Here is a 14,678-nt window from a genome sequence, read left to right on the forward strand (position 1 = left end):
CGCAAACATTGCCCCGGAGACAAAGCCGTGGGAAATCATCTGAACGAGCGCACCTTCAATACCCAGCGGGTTGAAGATGAAGAAACCAAGCGTGACAAAACCCATGTGAGAAATCGAAGAATAGGCAACAAGCTTCTTCATGTCCGTCTGGACAAGTGCCACAAAACCAATATAAATAACGGCGATCAACGAAAGCGTGATGATCATGGGCGCAAACGCCTGGCTGGCATCCGGTGCAATCGGAAGGGAGAAACGCAGAAAACCATAAGCACCAAGCTTGAGACCGATGGCCGCCAGGACAATCGAACCGCCCGTAGGAGCCTCAACGTGCGCGTCCGGCAACCAGGTATGCACCGGAAACATCGGGATCTTCACTGCAAAAGATGCAAGAAACGCCCAGAAAAGCAAGGTCTGCGCATCCATACCCAACCTGAGTTGATGCCAGTCAAGAATGCTGAAGCTTCCACCGGACTCCATGAACAGATAAAGCAGCGCAATCAGCATGAGCAGCGAGCCGGCAAGCGTGTAAAGAAAAAACTTAATTGCCGCGTACACTCGATTCGGGCCGCCCCAAACGCCGATGATGATGAACAGAGGAATCAGGGACGCTTCAAAAAACACGTAGAACAGAACACCATCGAGCGCAGAAAAAATGCCGTTGATCAAGCCGGACATGATGAGAAAACCCGCCATGTACTGAGCAACCTTCTCCTGAATGACCTCCCAACCAGCCACTACCACGATGACTGTGATAAAGCTGTTCAACAGCACAAAGAGCACAGAAATACCATCAACCCCAAGCACATAGTTGATGTTGAACCGGGGAATCCAGGAATAGGCCTCGACAAACTGCATCGCACTGGTGCTTACGTCGAAACCGGTGTAGAGCGGAATACTGACCGCCAACCCAGCGAGCGCAAAAAAGAGCGCTACAAATCTGGCGACTGATGCGTTGCGGTCCGAGCCTGTAGCAAGCGCCAGTAGGCCACCAAGGATCGGAACCCAAATCGCAAGGCTGAGGAATGGAATACCCGTCATCTCTACTTTCCGTTCTATGCACCGCGTAAGCGGCGTTCAAGTCCTAAATCTCTTTGTTAGCCCTGATCCACGAAAACGATATCACCCGCGATTGAACCAGAAGGTCAGGAGGATGACGACGCCGAAGATCATCGAAAACGCATACTGATAGATATGCCCACTCTGGAAGAGACGGGAGAGCTGCGCAATCAATCCAACGAACTTGGCAGAACCATTAACCACCATCCCGTCGATCAAAGTCTGATCACCGATTTTCCACAACCCGCGGCCAAGCAAGCGAGCCCCACCAGCAAAAACAAGCTCGTTGAAGCGATCAAAGTAGTACTTGTTCTCCAGCAGGGTATGAATCGGCTTGAACGTCCGCATGATAGCCGCAGGAATCGACGGCGCGACCATGTAGAAGAACCACGCAAGTGCAACACCACTCATTGCCAATGCGAAAGGAAGCGTCATCAGGCCGTGAATGGCCATGCCATATGCACCGTGGAACTCCTCAGCCAACTCCTTCAGCACACCATGGTTCTCACCAATGTGAATGACCTTGTCAAAGAAGCCGCCGAACAACATCGGCTCGATGGTAAAGAAGCCGACAAACACCGAAGGTATGGCGAGCAAAACAAGCGGCAAAGTCACAACCCAGGGCGACTCATGGGGCTTCTGCCCAGGTGCAAGTCCATGATGGGCATGGTCATCGTGATCATCGCCATGATGGTCATCGGCATGAGCGTCGTGTGAATGCTCCTGGCCATGATGCTCGACCTCCTTGCCGAATCGCTCTTCCCCGTGAAACACCAGGAAGTACATGCGGAAAGAATAGAAAGCTGTGACAAACACGCCTACGATCACGCAGAAGTAGGCATAGCCAGCCCCAGGGATATGAGACAACTTGACAGCCTCGATGATCATGTCCTTCGAATAGAAGCCCGAAAGGAACGGAAAGCCGATGAGCGCCAGCGATCCGAGCAACGAAGTGAGCCAAGTGATCGGCATATACTTCCAGAGCCCTCCCATATTGCGCATATCCTGATCATGATGCATCCCGATAATCACGGAACCAGCACCGAGGAAGAGCAGTGCCTTAAAGAAGGCATGCGTCATTAGATGGAAGACAGCGGCAGAGTAAGCAGAGACACCCAGCGCGACCGTCATGTAGCCGAGCTGAGAAAGCGTGGAATATGCGACAACTCGCTTGATGTCGTTCTGGACAATACCAAGAAACCCCATGAACAGCGCGGTGGTAGCACCAATCACCAAAACAAAAGAAAGCGCAGCCTCGGAAAGCTCAAACAACGGCGACATCCGAGCAACCATGAAAATGCCCGCCGTAACCATGGTCGCAGCGTGAATCAGCGCAGAAATCGGGGTTGGACCTTCCATCGAATCCGGCAGCCAGACATGCAGAGGAACCTGAGCTGACTTGCCCATTGCACCAATAAACAAACCAATACAGATTGCAGTGATCAGAGGCCAGCCCGTCGAAGGGACCGTCATTTCGGCCAACTCACCCGCCTTCGCAAAGACCTCGGCGTAGTTCAAAGTACCTGCAAAAGCAGCAACGAGTCCGATCCCCAGAAGGAAACCGAAATCCCCAACGCGATTAACCAGGAACGCCTTCATGTTGGCGAAAATGGCCGTCGGCCGGGTATACCAGAAACCGATCAGAAGATACGAAACAAGACCAACAGCTTCCCATCCGAAGAACAGTTGCAAGAAGTTGTTCGACATCACCAGCATAAGCATGGAGAAGGTGAACAGGGAGATATAGCTGAAAAAACGCTGATACCCGGGATCTTCAGACATGTAGCCGATGGTGTAGATATGCACCATGAGCGAGACGAAGGTGACCACCAGCATCATCATGACGGTTAGGGAGTCGATCAGGAAACCGACCTCAAGGGTAAGGGAACCGCTGGTTGCCCACGTGTACAACGTCCCGTTGAAAACGTTTCCGGCCTGAACGTCCTGAAAAATGACAAGCGAGGCAAGAAAGGACACCGCGACACCAAGAATCGTCACGGAGTGCGCTCCGGCACGTCCAACAACTTTGCCAAAAAGGCCGGCAACGATCGCACCGAACAAGGGCGCCAAAGGAACCAACAAATACAGCTTTTGCATCTCAGTCATCGAAACGCTTCCTTATCCCTTGAGACTGTCCAGATCATCAACGTGAATCGTCCGCAGATTACGGAACAACGCCACGAGAATGGCCAGACCGATTGCAGCTTCAGCCGCAGCCACGACCAATACGAAGAAAACAAAAATCTGACCCGCGGCATCCCCAAGATAGTGGGAAAAAGCGATGAAGTTCAAATTCACAGCCAACAACATTAGTTCGATGGCCATCAGAAGCACGATCAAATTCTTGCGATTCAGGAAAATCCCGACGACACCAAGGGCAAAGAGAATCGCAGCAAGAATCAAATAATGAGATAACGAAAGCATAAAACCCCTCCCTGACGATCGTCAGCAGAAATTCAGTCCTTTTCTGCACGCATCGAAACGATGCGCACACGATCATCGCGCTTTACAGCCACCTGAGCAGCTGGATCAACCTTTTTGACGTCCTTCCGCTTTCTCAGCGTAAGTGCTACGGCTGCAATCATTGCAACCAGCAACACGATGGAAGCCAGCTCAAAGGGATACACATACTCCGTGTAGAGCAACCGGCCGAGCTCCTTCGTGTTGCTGTACCCGGGCTCCGGCTCCGAGGGAGCGGGCATGCCATCCAGACCGAAGTAGCTGCCGCCGAGAACAATCGCCATTTCCGCAATCATCAGCAACCCGACAACTGCACCTATGGGGAGGTAACTCCAGAAGCCCTGCCGAACTCTCTCGAGATTGATGTCGAGCATCATCACAACGAACAGGAACAGGACCATAACCGCTCCGACATAGACCATGACAAGAGCGATTGCCAAGAACTCCGCCCGAAGCAGCATCCAGATACCGCCAGCCGAAAAAAAGACCAGGACAAGAAAGAGCGCTGCGTGAACCGGGTTTCTCGCCGTAATGACTCGCAACGCTGCAAGAACCATCACCGTCGAAAAAAAGTAGAAAACGACTGACTGGAAATCCATAAACGTGTTCCGCAAAGATGATTTAGTCCGTACCCACCAGCCTACCGGTACTTGGAATCGACTTCCCGATCCTTGGCAATCTGCGCCTCGTGCCGATCTCCAACCGCCAGGAGCATCTGCTTCGTGTAGTACAGATCTCCGCGCTTCTCGCCGTGATACTCAAATACACGAGTCTCAACAATCGCATCGACCGGACACGCTTCTTCACAAAAACCGCAGAAGATGCACTTTGTCAAATCAATGTCATAGCGGCTAGTACGCCTAGACCCATCTTGCCGCTGCTCAGACTCAATGGTGATGGCCATCGCCGGACAAACGGCTTCACACAATTTGCATGCAATACAACGCTCTTCACCGTTAGGATACCGACGCAGCGCATGAAGTCCACGAAACCGAGGGCTCTGAGGAGTCTTCTCCTCAGGAAACTGAACGGTAATCTTCCGTGCAAAAAGATGCCGGCCTGTGAGAGCCATACCCTTCAGCAGCTCTTTAAGAAAAAGGCTGCCAACGTAATCTTTCATCGAACCCATTATCTTTTCCTCACTTCCAGATCGACAAGGGCGACATAACCCAAACTGCGACCACAACAACCCAGAACAGCGTCAGCGGAATGAACACTTTCCAACCCAGACGCATAATGTGGTCATACCTGAAGCGCGGGAAAGTTGCTCTGAACCAGAGAAACAGGAACAGAATGAACGACGTCTTGATCGCCAGCCAGACAAATCCGTCAGGCAGGAAACCCACTGGGGAAAGCCAGCCACCGAGGAAAAGGATGGAGGTCAGCGCGGAAATCAGGATCATGTTCGCGTACTCACCCAGGAAGAACAGCGCAAACGCCATCCCGGAATACTCGACCATGTGTCCGGCAACAATTTCAGACTCACCTTCGACAACATCGAAAGGTGCGCGGTTAGTTTCGGCGATCCCGGAAATGAGATAGACGATGAACATCGGAAACAGCGGGAGCCAGTTCCAGCTAAGGAAGCCAAAACCGGCATCGGCGCCCTGACCTTTGCCTTGAACTGCAACGATCTCGCTGAGATTCAGGCTTGAGGAGATCATCAAGACGCAGACAAGCGCGAAGCCCATCGCAATCTCGTAGGAAACCATCTGTGCAGCCGCACGCATACCACCAAGGAAGGCGTACTTGGAATTTGATGCCCAGGCCGCAATGATCACCCCATACACCTCAACCGAGGTGATAGCCAGGAGGAACAACAGCCCTGCATCAACATTCCCTACAACCCACCCGTCAGAAAACGGCACGACAGCCCAAGCGGCAAGAGCAGGCGCAAGCGCAAGCACAGGGCCTAGGATGAACAAGCCCTTGTTTGCACCAGAAGGAACGATGACTTCTTTAAGCAGCAGCTTTACGCCGTCGGCAATCGGTTGAAGCAACCCTCTCGGACCAACCCTGTTCGGCCCAATGCGCACCTGCATATAGCCGATGACCTTGCGCTCCGCGAGAGTGAGATAGGCGACGCACAAAAAAAGTGGCGCGACAATACCAATGATCTTCATCAAAGACCATACAAGAGGCCATGCCGCCCCGAAGAGTGCCGCTACAGGCTCGATGTACGCATCCATCACAACCGCTCCACGCTGACTTCACCATAAAGCGCTCCGAGGCGCGAAGTGAGGGAATGAGCTCCCGCCAGTCTCACACAACCTTCCGCAACCCCCCCATCCTCTTCCGCGAGGACGATAGCCTCGCCGTTTGCAGATGCAACCCGGACCTTTAGGCCGGCCTGAAGACCCAGCCGTTCCAGAGTAGCTCTGCTCATCCTGGCCGAAGGCTCCGAAGAATCACGGGTAGCTTGAAGCGAAGGAGCTCTACGGACAACAGAGTCAGCGAAATAAATAGGAACGTCTGCGATGCGCTGAATTCCGCCCCCGATGTTGCCAAGCACAACCACGTCGCTCTGAACCGAGTTATCGAGCTTGTTCAAGTCAACAACCGTAGCGTCGCCAAAAATCTGCTTCCGAACATCTTCAATCGAATCCGCGGAAGCTCCCTTAAGACCGAGCATCTCTCCCAAAACCTTCAGTACCTTCCAAGCGGGACGCGAACTACCGAGGCTCTTGACGACAGGGTAGAAACTCTGGGCCTTGCCCTCGCAATTCACAAAGGTTCCAGGAGTTTCGGTGAAAGGCGAGACCGGCAGAAGCACATCCGCAAAATCAAACGCGCCAGCTGATTTGAACGCACTGAACACAGCAACCATATCTGCCTTGCCGATCACATCGGCTGCCACCGCGCCGAAAGCGCAGTCGAACTCCGGCTCGACATTAACAAGAAGGTAGGCTCTTAGCGCAGAGGATGTCATCTCTCTGACGTTCTTTCCAGAAATCTCTCCAAAAGGAACCGCTCCGGCCAAGTAGCCGCCGACACTGTTCGCGGCCTCACCGATCAAACCGAATCCTCCCCCCGTGACGCGGGAAATCTCATGGGCAATTCGATGGATCTGGGAAGCCTGGGCGTGCTGAACAGCAAAATTACCAAGCCAGATCGCAACACGACGCCCCGACACAAGGCTACGCGCAATCGCCCGGGCGTTTTCGTCAACGACCACACTAAGGGTTGCCTCTACAAACTCCGGAGCAACCTGGTCATTTTTCTCCTCGGCGATCGCCTTCAGGATTGCCGCCAGAGCGGCGGGCATCGCCGCCGGCGAAACACAAAGGGCATTTGCAACCGGCAACTGCCAATCATCAAAGGCCGAATTGACTGCATTAACTTTCAAACCACGCTTAACTGCCTGACGTACACGCTGGGCAATCAAAGGATGATCTTTGCGGAAGAAGCTACCGACAATGAGAAGTCGATCCAAATAACGGATATCGGACACCTGCATTCCAAGCCATGGAGCCCCAGCCATCTTCCCATCCAGGGCGAAATCGATCTGACGCAAACGGAAATCGACGTTCCCTGACCCGAGCCCACGCACAAGCGCCTGTGTCAGGAAAAGCTCCTCTGCAGTACTGTGAGGAGACACGAGTGCTCCGATCGAATCGGCACCATGGTCAGCAACGATCCCCTTGAGACCATTGGCAACGTACTCAAGCGCGGTCGGCCAATCCGTTTCAATCCACTGACCACCCTGCTTGACCATCGGAACAGTCAAGCGATCAGGCCCATTCAGAGCCTCATAAGAGAAGCGATCCTTGTCTGAAAGCCAGCACTCATTGATGTCTTCATTTTCAAGGGGAAGGACACGCTTCACAGTGTCATGCTTCACTTGGACAACAAGATTACTACCAAGCGAATCGTGCGGACTAACCGACTTTCTCCGGGACATTTCCCACGCACGGGCCGCAAATCGGAAAGGCTTGGAGGTAAGGGCCCCCACCGGACACAAATCAATGATGTTGCCGGAGAGTTCGGTATCAACCGTCTTCTCAACAAAAGGCATGATCTCAGCGTGCTCACCCCTGAATGCCTGCCCCAACTCCATCAAGCCGGCGATTTCGGAAGTGAAGCGAACACATCGCGTGCAGTTAATGCAACGCGTCATATCCGTCGAAACCAGCGGCCCGAGATCCTTGTTTGATACGACCCGCTTCTCCTCCTCATAGCGAGACTGAGCGCCACCGTAACCGACCGACAGATCCTGCAGTTGACACTCGCCACCTTGATCGCAAATCGGGCAATCCAGCGGGTGGTTAATCAGCAGGAACTCCATCACTCCCTTTTGAGCTTTGACAGCCTGTTCGGAGTGGGTCCATACCTTCATTCCGTTGGTCACAGGCGTCGCGCAGGCTGGCAGCGGCTTAGGCGCCTTTTCTACCTGGACAAGGCACATGCGACAATTAGCCGCGATCGACAGCTTTTTGTGATAACAAAAATGGGGCACATAGGCGCCAACCTGGGTGGCGGCCTCCATGACAGTACTGCCGTCGGGGACCTGCAACTGCTTTCCGTCAATTTCGATGTCTAGCATGTCGAGCCTACGCTACGTAAATCTTGCTGCCTTCGTGCTGCACATTCTTGGGCACGAGACATTTCTTGTGTTCGATGTGGAAAGCAAATTCGTCACCGAAATGCTTCACAAAACTTTGAACCGGCATTGATGCAGCATCGCCAAGAGCACAAATCGTGCGCCCCATGATATTTGCCGTCACACTATTCAGCAGATCCAGATCATCCGGCCGACCGAGCCCACTTTCTATTCTATGGACAACCCTGTACAGCCAACCTGTGCCTTCACGACAAGGCGTGCATTGACCACAAGACTCCTCAAAATAGAAATAGGAAAGGCGCTCAAGGGCCTTCACCATGCAAGTCGTTTCATCCATGACAATGACCGCACCGGAACCCAACATCGACCCCGCCTTGGAGATCGAGTCATAATCCATGGTGCAATCCATCATCACGCTTCCAGGCAGAACCGGCGCAGAGGAACCGCCGGGAATCACAGCCTTCAACTGGCGGCCACCGCGCATTCCTCCAGCCATTTCAAGAAGCGTAGAGAACGGCGTCCCGAGCGGGATTTCATAATTACCGGGCTTATTCACATGCCCCGAAACGGAGAAGAGCTTCGTGCCTCCGTTATTCGGCTTACCCAACGCGAGAAACGCATCCCCCCCCTCCCGGATGATGAAAGGGATCGAGGCGAAGGTTTCCGTGTTGTTGATCGTTGTCGGCTTTCCGTACAGACCAAAACTTGCCGGAAACGGAGGCTTGAAACGAGGCTGCCCTTTCTTACCCTCAATGGACTCGAGAAGAGCGGTTTCTTCGCCACAAATATATGCACCGTACCCGTGATGGGCATACAACTCGAAACTGAAATCCGAACCAAGGATACCCTGTCCAAGGAGACCCGCATTCCTTGCTTCTTGCAGAGCCTCTTCGAATCGCTCGTAAACCTCGAAAATCTCTCCATGAATGTAGTTATAACCACGCTCACAGCCCATCGCATAGCCTGCGATGATCATCCCTTCGATAACCGAATGCGGGTTGTAGCGAAGAATATCCCTATCCTTGAAGGTACCCGGCTCACCTTCATCGGAATTGCAGGCAAGATACTTGGCCCCGGGGAACGCACGAGGCATGAAGCTCCATTTCAACCCGGTAGGAAACCCTGCTCCGCCGCGACCACGCAATGCGGACTTTTTGACTTCCCCGATAATTTGATCGGCGGAAATCTGCTCCGCAATTATCTTCCTCAGCGCTTCGTACCCGCCACGCTTGACATAATCAGCAAGCCGCCAGGTTCGATCGCCATCAAGATCGGAGAGAATAATGCCTTGTACAGTCATTTTGTAAGATCAGCCAACAGTTGATCGATTTTCTCTTCAGTCATCCAGCTGCACATCCGGTGATTATTCACCAGCAGCACCGGGGCATCACCGCAAGCACCCATGCACTCCCCTTCCTTGAGAGTGAACCGTCCGTCTGCAGTGGTTTCATTGAAGTCAATCCCGAGCTTCTTCTTGATGTACTCGGCAGCATGCACCCCACCCGAAAGGGCACAAGGAAGATTCGTGCACACAGCAATCTTCTTCGCACCAACAGGAGCAAGATCATACATGTTGTAGAAACTTGCGACCTCGTAGACCGCTATTGCCGGCATGCCTAAGTACTTGGCGACAAACTCAATGGTCTCGTTTGCAAGCCATCCTTTTTCTTCCTGTGCGATACGCAAAGCACCCATTGATGCCGACTGCTTTTGATCAGGAGGATACTTGGCGATCTCTCGATCTATTTTCTGTAGGGATTCCGGGCTTAGCATTTTTTGTATCTACTGTCAGCAGAATGTCATTGGGAACGCTTACTGCAACTTAGCGGTCCACGTCTCCGAACACGATATCCATCGTCCCGATGATCGCCACAACGTCAGCGATCATGTGACCACGAGACATCTCATCCATGGCGGAAAGATGCGCAAAGCCTGGCGATCTCAACTTAAGCCGGTACGGCTTATTCGCACCGTCCGATACTGCATACACGCCAAACTCTCCTTTGGGATGCTCGACCGGAGCATAGACTTCCCCCGCGGGCACGTGCATCCCTTCGGTAAAGAGCTTGAAGTGGTGGATCAACTCTTCCATGTTTCCCTTCATCCGCTCCCGGGGCGGCGGTGCAACCTTGTGATCACTGGATATCACTGGACCCGGATTCCGACGCAACCAGTCAATACACTGCTTCACGATCCGATTCGATTGGCGCATCTCCTCGATGCGACACAGATATCTATCGTAGCAATCACCCTCTACGCCTACAGGAATATCGAAATCAAGCTGATCATAGACTTCGTATGGCTGCTTCTTCCGAATATCCCATTCGACACCAGAGCCGCGCAACATTACACCGGAAAAACCAAGCGCAAGAGCCTTCTCGGGCGAAACAACACCAATACCGACAGTTCTTTGTTTCCAGATACGGTTATCTGTCAACAAGGTCTCGTACTCATCTACGTACTTCGGAAAACGATTCGTGAAATCCTCCAAGAAATCTAACAGACTTCCCTGACGATTCTCGTTGAGCTGCTCAACTGTCTTTGCGGATTTCCACTTGGAGACCTCGTATTGAGGCATTCTATCTGGAAGATCACGATAGACCCCACCAGGCCTGTAATAGGCAGCATGCATACGTGCCCCAGAAACGGCCTCGTAGGCATCCATCAGATCTTCGCGCTCTCTGAAGGTGTACAGCACCATCGTCATCGCACCAATATCCAGAGCATGCGTTCCGACAGCAAGCAGGTGATTCAGAATGCGAGTAATTTCATCATAGAGAACACGGATGTACTGAGCCCGGAGCGGCACATCCAAGCCGATCAGCTTTTCGATCGCCATGCAATACGCGTGCTCGTTACACATCATCGAAACGTAATCGAGCCGATCCATGTAAGGCACAGATTGCACCCAGGTACGAGTCTCTGCCAACTTCTCCGTGCCGCGATGCAGCAAGCCGATGTGGGGATCCGCGCGCTCCACAACCTCGCCGTCAAGCTCAAGCACCAAGCGCAAAACCCCGTGCGCAGACGGGTGCTGGGGACCAAAGTTGATTGTGTAATTTCGGATTTCAGCCACGACCGGCATTCCCATAGTTTTCGTCACGAACAATACGCGGCGTATTTTCACGCGGCTCAATAGTGACGGACTGATAGACAACGCGACCCTGCTCTTGGTCGTAGCGCATTTCTACATACCCAGTAACAGGGAAATCCTTGCGGAACGGATAACCAACAAAACCATAGTCAGTCAGAATGCGCCGCAGATCAGGATGGCCGCCAAAAACAATACCAAAGAGATCAAACGCTTCGCGCTCGAACCAATTGGCACTTGGCCAAACCTGACAAACAGAATCCAGCATTGGAAATGAATCATCATCCGCACGAACACGGAGACGGAGACGGAGATTATTACTTACAGAAAGCAGATGAACCGCAACAGCAAATCTAGACGAACAATCGTGACCAGCGAAAGTCGAGTAATCCAACCCGGTCAAGTCGACTAATTGTTCAAAACGAAAAGCCGGCTCGTCCCTCAGGGCGTATGCGATGGGCAGGTAGTTTGCCGCCGACACCTCCACCGTCAGCTCACCCCTGGATGAAGTCGACTTTAGGATTTTTTCGCCGAACTTTTCAGCCAGCGCCTTACTCAGATGTTCAAGTTTTTCACTCATGACATTCAGCACTTAGCGCGCAATGGTGCAATCACGTTTGATCTTGTTCTGAAGCTGAACGATCCCATAGAGAAGCGCTTCGGCCGTCGGCGGGCAACCAGGCACATAGACATCCACAGGAACAATCCGATCACACCCCCGAACAACGGAATAGGAATAGTGATAATAACCACCGCCATTCGCGCAGGAGCCCATCGAAATGACCCAGCGCGGCTCGGACATCTGGTCATACACCTTGCGCAAGGCGGGAGCCATCTTGTTGCAGAGCGTGCCCGCAACAATCATCAGATCCGACTGACGAGGACTCGGGCGAAACACCACCCCGAATCGATCAAGGTCGTAACGCGAACAACCCGCATGAATCATTTCGACCGCACAGCATGCAAGCCCGAAAGTCATCGGCCAGAGCGAACCCGTGCGAGTCCAGTTGATTACTGTATCAAGAGAAGTAGTTACAAACCCTTCCTTGAAAACACCTTCGATGCTCATAGACACCCTCTATGCAACGATTTACCCGCCAAGGCAGTCCAACGAATCACTCCCAGTCGAGCGCGCCCTTCTTCCAAACGTATACATAACCGAGCAAAAGAATGCCCAGAAAGACAATCATCTCAAAGAAACCAAACAGCCGAATTGACTCACTCGCGGCAATTTCCCTCAAAATGGTTGCCCACGGAAAGAGAAAGGCGATTTCAAGATCAAAGAGAATGAAGAGAATGGCCAGAAGATAGTAACGCACATCAAACTTGATACGCGCATCTTCAAAAGGCTCGAAGCCACACTCGAAGGGCGAGAGCTTTTCAGCGTCAGGCTTGTTCGGACCGAGAACCCAGCCTGCCACAATGGGAATAAAACCAAAAGCAGCCGCAAACAGGATAAAGACAAGAACTGGAAAATAAGTTTCCAACATAGCTTGAGCCCCCGCAACCAATAGCAGTTATTGTAGCTGCCTTCAAGCAAACGCCCGCAAATTGCGGGCGACCTGCATATTACTGTGGTGCCGACGATGAGACTCGAACTCATACGGCTTTCGCCACTACCCCCTCAAGATAGCGTGTCTACCAATTTCACCACGTCGGCTTACGTTTTGATCCTGCGCATTATAAGGCAATCACCCCTCAGCGCCAAGCATTACATATTTCTATCGAGGGATGTCCTTCGACTTGGAACCATCAGCTGCAGGTGCCGCAGCGGGAACCTGGGCCGGCGCCACAGACTGTCCAGCCGCTGGAACAACCACCCCATCCATAACACTGGAAGCAGCCGGAGACTTGGCCCCTGCAAGATAGCTCAAACCAAGGCTGGTCACAAAAAACACACCCGCAAGGACAGCAGTCAGCCGGCTGAGGAAATTCGCCGAACCCGACGACCCAAAGAGACTACCCGAAGCACCACTACCGAACGCAGCCCCCATATCAGCACCTTTACCGTGCTGCATCAAAACCAACCCGACAACTCCGAGCCCGGCAAGGACATGAACAGTAAGAACCACACTAAAAACCATACCACCCATCACTATCTCCGTTAATTACTCTATCGTGACAGCCGCTGACGCGGCTCGACATATAGCAAGAAAACCATCAACCTGCAAAGACGCCCCCCCAACAAGAGCTCCGTCAATATCTTTCTCATCAAAGAGGCGAGCTGCATTTCCAGCATTCACACTACCGCCGTAAAGGATTCTCACCCCCATAGCATCCACCCCAATCCGCTGCAGCAAGTTTCTGATGAAGAGATGCATTGACTGAGCCTGATCTGGAGTAGCCGTAAGCCCCGTACCAATTGCCCATATCGGCTCATACGCCACCACCACACCAGAAAGAGCCTTGGCGCCAACAGCCGAAAAAACCGCCTCCAACTGAGCAGCAACCACCGCTTCCGCCGCACCAGACTCCCTCTGCTCCCGACTTTCGCCAACACAAAGCACGGGCACCAAGCCCGCCCTAAGTGCAGCACCTACCTTGGCAGCAACAACAGCATCGGTCTCTCCAAAAAGCTGACGCCTCTCCGAATGCCCAATGATTACCCAGCGACAACCGAGGTCCGCCAGCATTTCACCAGCCACTTCCCCAGTGTAGGCGCCCTCCCGGTAGGCACTGAGATCCTGAGCGCCTACCGTAACGGAAGTGCCACGCAAAAGCTCCACCGCCTGCTGAAAATATGGAAACGGCGGACAGACCGCCGCATCAATCCTCGCCACGGCATCCGAACCACGAATCCCGAGCAGCAGAGCCTCGTTTCGAGCAAGCCCCCCATGCAACTTCCAGTTGCCGATCACCAGCTTTTTTCTCACCCTGGGCACCAAAGCCAAATTTTTCGATTGTATCTCTCGGGCGACTCCCGGTCAAAACAGCAACGAGCGAAATGGGCAACGAAACCACCGCGGCGCCTGCAAGCACCAGACCGACGCCTAGAGTCGGCCTAGATCATGACTGTGCTGCAGCAGCCCGAACCACTTCTGCGAGCCCAAGCGCTATCCGGCTGACCCGCTCTTCACCAACCCCCTTTACCACAACCCGAAGAAGCGCCTCCGTCCCCGAGGGACGCAGCAGCACCCTTCCCCGCTCCGCCAACTCCTGCACTGCTGTGTCAGCTACCATCGTGATCGAAGAATTCGACGGCCGCTCGAAGCCAAGCCTGATAGGCACATTACAAGCTTTTGGGGATAGAGAACGAGATCCTGGCATATTTCTTTCAATGTAGCGTCGCGCTCTCGAAGGGCTGCCAAAACCTGAAGGCCGGCAATGACTCCATCACCCGTGGAGTGACACTCCAGACAAATGACATGCCCGAGTTCTCACCACCAGGGCAATCGCATCGACCCAGCATAACCGCCCCAAAAATCCCGTTCACATTCATGCAATTACAAACCCCCTGTTCACTGGGCCGCATTTTGTGTAGTTTCCTGCCTTTTTGGGCCTCCCATGAAG

The 14,678-nt window shown here is 53.1% G+C and carries 17 protein-coding genes and 1 tRNA gene; all 18 read right to left on the reverse strand.

Annotated features, from left to right (window positions below):
• Positions 1 to 1,038: NADH-quinone oxidoreductase subunit M (locus tag PHI64_RS21950; protein WP_299887982.1), on the reverse strand; the 1,038-nt coding region annotated here is incomplete at its 3' end.
• 81 nt (positions 1,039 to 1,119) lie between these two features.
• Positions 1,120 to 3,162, reverse strand: a complete 2,043-nt coding sequence (gene nuoL, locus PHI64_RS21955) for an NADH-quinone oxidoreductase subunit L (RefSeq protein WP_299887985.1) — start codon at positions 3,160 to 3,162, stop codon at positions 1,120 to 1,122.
• Between the two features lie 12 nt (positions 3,163 to 3,174).
• The gene (gene nuoK, locus PHI64_RS21960; protein WP_299887988.1) at positions 3,175 to 3,480 is read right to left on the reverse strand and encodes an NADH-quinone oxidoreductase subunit NuoK; all 306 of its coding nucleotides are present in this window, start codon (positions 3,478 to 3,480) and stop codon (positions 3,175 to 3,177) included.
• Positions 3,481 to 3,512: 32 nt separating this feature from the next.
• Positions 3,513 to 4,115, reverse strand: coding sequence for an NADH-quinone oxidoreductase subunit J (locus PHI64_RS21965; RefSeq protein WP_299887991.1), 603 nt, complete (start codon positions 4,113 to 4,115; stop codon positions 3,513 to 3,515).
• A 41-nt stretch (positions 4,116 to 4,156) separates the two neighbouring features.
• Positions 4,157 to 4,645, reverse strand: coding sequence for an NADH-quinone oxidoreductase subunit NuoI (gene nuoI, locus PHI64_RS21970; protein WP_296563770.1), 489 nt, complete (start codon positions 4,643 to 4,645; stop codon positions 4,157 to 4,159).
• Between the two features lie 10 nt (positions 4,646 to 4,655).
• A complete protein-coding gene (nuoH, locus tag PHI64_RS21975; RefSeq protein WP_299887994.1) occupies positions 4,656 to 5,705 on the reverse strand; it encodes an NADH-quinone oxidoreductase subunit NuoH in 1,050 nt (349 codons plus the stop codon).
• A complete protein-coding gene (gene nuoG / locus PHI64_RS21980; protein ID WP_299887997.1) occupies positions 5,705 to 8,059 on the reverse strand; it encodes an NADH-quinone oxidoreductase subunit NuoG in 2,355 nt (784 codons plus the stop codon). The genes nuoH and nuoG overlap by 1 nt, the downstream gene beginning before the upstream one ends.
• A gap of 7 nt (positions 8,060 to 8,066) precedes the next feature.
• Positions 8,067 to 9,377: an NADH-quinone oxidoreductase subunit NuoF gene (nuoF, locus tag PHI64_RS21985; RefSeq protein ID WP_299888000.1), complete on the reverse strand. Its 1,311-nt coding sequence runs from the start codon at positions 9,375 to 9,377 to the stop codon at positions 8,067 to 8,069.
• Positions 9,374 to 9,850, reverse strand: coding sequence for an NADH-quinone oxidoreductase subunit NuoE (gene nuoE, locus PHI64_RS21990; RefSeq protein ID WP_299888005.1), 477 nt, complete (start codon positions 9,848 to 9,850; stop codon positions 9,374 to 9,376). The genes nuoF and nuoE overlap by 4 nt, the downstream gene beginning before the upstream one ends.
• A 49-nt stretch (positions 9,851 to 9,899) precedes the next feature.
• The gene (locus PHI64_RS21995) at positions 9,900 to 11,153 is read right to left on the reverse strand and encodes an NADH-quinone oxidoreductase subunit D (RefSeq protein ID WP_299888023.1); all 1,254 of its coding nucleotides are present in this window, start codon (positions 11,151 to 11,153) and stop codon (positions 9,900 to 9,902) included.
• A complete protein-coding gene (locus tag PHI64_RS22000) occupies positions 11,146 to 11,748 on the reverse strand; it encodes an NADH-quinone oxidoreductase subunit C (RefSeq protein ID WP_299888008.1) in 603 nt (200 codons plus the stop codon). Before PHI64_RS22000 ends, PHI64_RS21995 begins: the two co-directional genes overlap by 8 nt.
• A 12-nt stretch (positions 11,749 to 11,760) precedes the next feature.
• The gene (locus PHI64_RS22005) at positions 11,761 to 12,237 is read right to left on the reverse strand and encodes an NADH-quinone oxidoreductase subunit B family protein (RefSeq protein WP_079433620.1); all 477 of its coding nucleotides are present in this window, start codon (positions 12,235 to 12,237) and stop codon (positions 11,761 to 11,763) included.
• Positions 12,238 to 12,283: 46 nt separating this feature from the next.
• A complete protein-coding gene (ndhC, locus tag PHI64_RS22010) occupies positions 12,284 to 12,658 on the reverse strand; it encodes an NADH-quinone oxidoreductase subunit A (RefSeq protein WP_296563747.1) in 375 nt (124 codons plus the stop codon).
• Between the two features lie 85 nt (positions 12,659 to 12,743).
• A tRNA-Leu gene (locus PHI64_RS22015) sits at positions 12,744 to 12,828 on the reverse strand.
• A 61-nt stretch (positions 12,829 to 12,889) separates the two neighbouring features.
• On the reverse strand, positions 12,890 to 13,261 hold the full coding sequence (secG, locus tag PHI64_RS22020; protein ID WP_299888015.1) for a preprotein translocase subunit SecG: 372 nt from the start codon (positions 13,259 to 13,261) through the stop codon (positions 12,890 to 12,892).
• A 15-nt stretch (positions 13,262 to 13,276) separates the two neighbouring features.
• Positions 13,277 to 14,041 (reverse strand): triose-phosphate isomerase, encoded by a 765-nt coding sequence (gene tpiA, locus PHI64_RS22025; protein ID WP_299888018.1) that lies wholly within the window; start codon positions 14,039 to 14,041, stop codon positions 13,277 to 13,279.
• Positions 14,042 to 14,174: 133 nt separating this feature from the next.
• The gene (locus PHI64_RS22030) at positions 14,175 to 14,348 is read right to left on the reverse strand and encodes a hypothetical protein (protein WP_299888020.1); all 174 of its coding nucleotides are present in this window, start codon (positions 14,346 to 14,348) and stop codon (positions 14,175 to 14,177) included.
• Entirely contained in the window at positions 14,342 to 14,530 is a 189-nt protein-coding gene (locus tag PHI64_RS23680; RefSeq protein ID WP_366945249.1) for a hypothetical protein, read from the reverse strand. Before PHI64_RS23680 ends, PHI64_RS22030 begins: the two co-directional genes overlap by 7 nt.
• Between the last annotated feature and the right edge of the window lie 148 nt (positions 14,531 to 14,678).

The sequence above is a fragment of the Zoogloea sp. genome, from assembly GCF_028689785.1.
In the GTDB taxonomy this organism is placed as follows: Bacteria; Pseudomonadota; Gammaproteobacteria; order Burkholderiales; family Rhodocyclaceae; genus Zoogloea.

What these genes read in the sequence shown, in the direction of transcription:
- nuoL (WP_299887985.1), bottom strand. Translation starts at nt 3,162, where the DNA reads ATGACTGAGATGCAAAAGCTGTATTTGTTGGTTCCTTTGGCGCCCTTG.
- nuoK (WP_299887988.1), bottom strand. Translation starts at nt 3,480, where the DNA reads ATGCTTTCGTTATCTCATTATTTGATTCTTGCTGCGATTCTCTTTGCC.
- PHI64_RS21965 (WP_299887991.1), bottom strand. Translation starts at nt 4,115, where the DNA reads ATGGATTTCCAGTCAGTCGTTTTCTACTTTTTTTCGACGGTGATGGTT.
- nuoI (WP_296563770.1), bottom strand. Translation starts at nt 4,645, where the DNA reads ATGGGTTCGATGAAAGATTACGTTGGCAGCCTTTTTCTTAAAGAGCTG.
- nuoH (WP_299887994.1), bottom strand. Translation starts at nt 5,705, where the DNA reads ATGGATGCGTACATCGAGCCTGTAGCGGCACTCTTCGGGGCGGCATGG.
- nuoG (WP_299887997.1), bottom strand. Translation starts at nt 8,059, where the DNA reads ATGCTAGACATCGAAATTGACGGAAAGCAGTTGCAGGTCCCCGACGGC.
- nuoF (WP_299888000.1), bottom strand. Translation starts at nt 9,377, where the DNA reads ATGACTGTACAAGGCATTATTCTCTCCGATCTTGATGGCGATCGAACC.
- nuoE (WP_299888005.1), bottom strand. Translation starts at nt 9,850, where the DNA reads ATGCTAAGCCCGGAATCCCTACAGAAAATAGATCGAGAGATCGCCAAG.
- PHI64_RS22000 (WP_299888008.1), bottom strand. Translation starts at nt 11,748, where the DNA reads ATGAGTGAAAAACTTGAACATCTGAGTAAGGCGCTGGCTGAAAAGTTC.
- PHI64_RS22005 (WP_079433620.1), bottom strand. Translation starts at nt 12,237, where the DNA reads ATGAGCATCGAAGGTGTTTTCAAGGAAGGGTTTGTAACTACTTCTCTT.
- ndhC (WP_296563747.1), bottom strand. Translation starts at nt 12,658, where the DNA reads ATGTTGGAAACTTATTTTCCAGTTCTTGTCTTTATCCTGTTTGCGGCT.
- secG (WP_299888015.1), bottom strand. Translation starts at nt 13,261, where the DNA reads ATGGGTGGTATGGTTTTTAGTGTGGTTCTTACTGTTCATGTCCTTGCC.
- PHI64_RS22030 (WP_299888020.1), bottom strand. Translation starts at nt 14,348, where the DNA reads ATGGTAGCTGACACAGCAGTGCAGGAGTTGGCGGAGCGGGGAAGGGTG.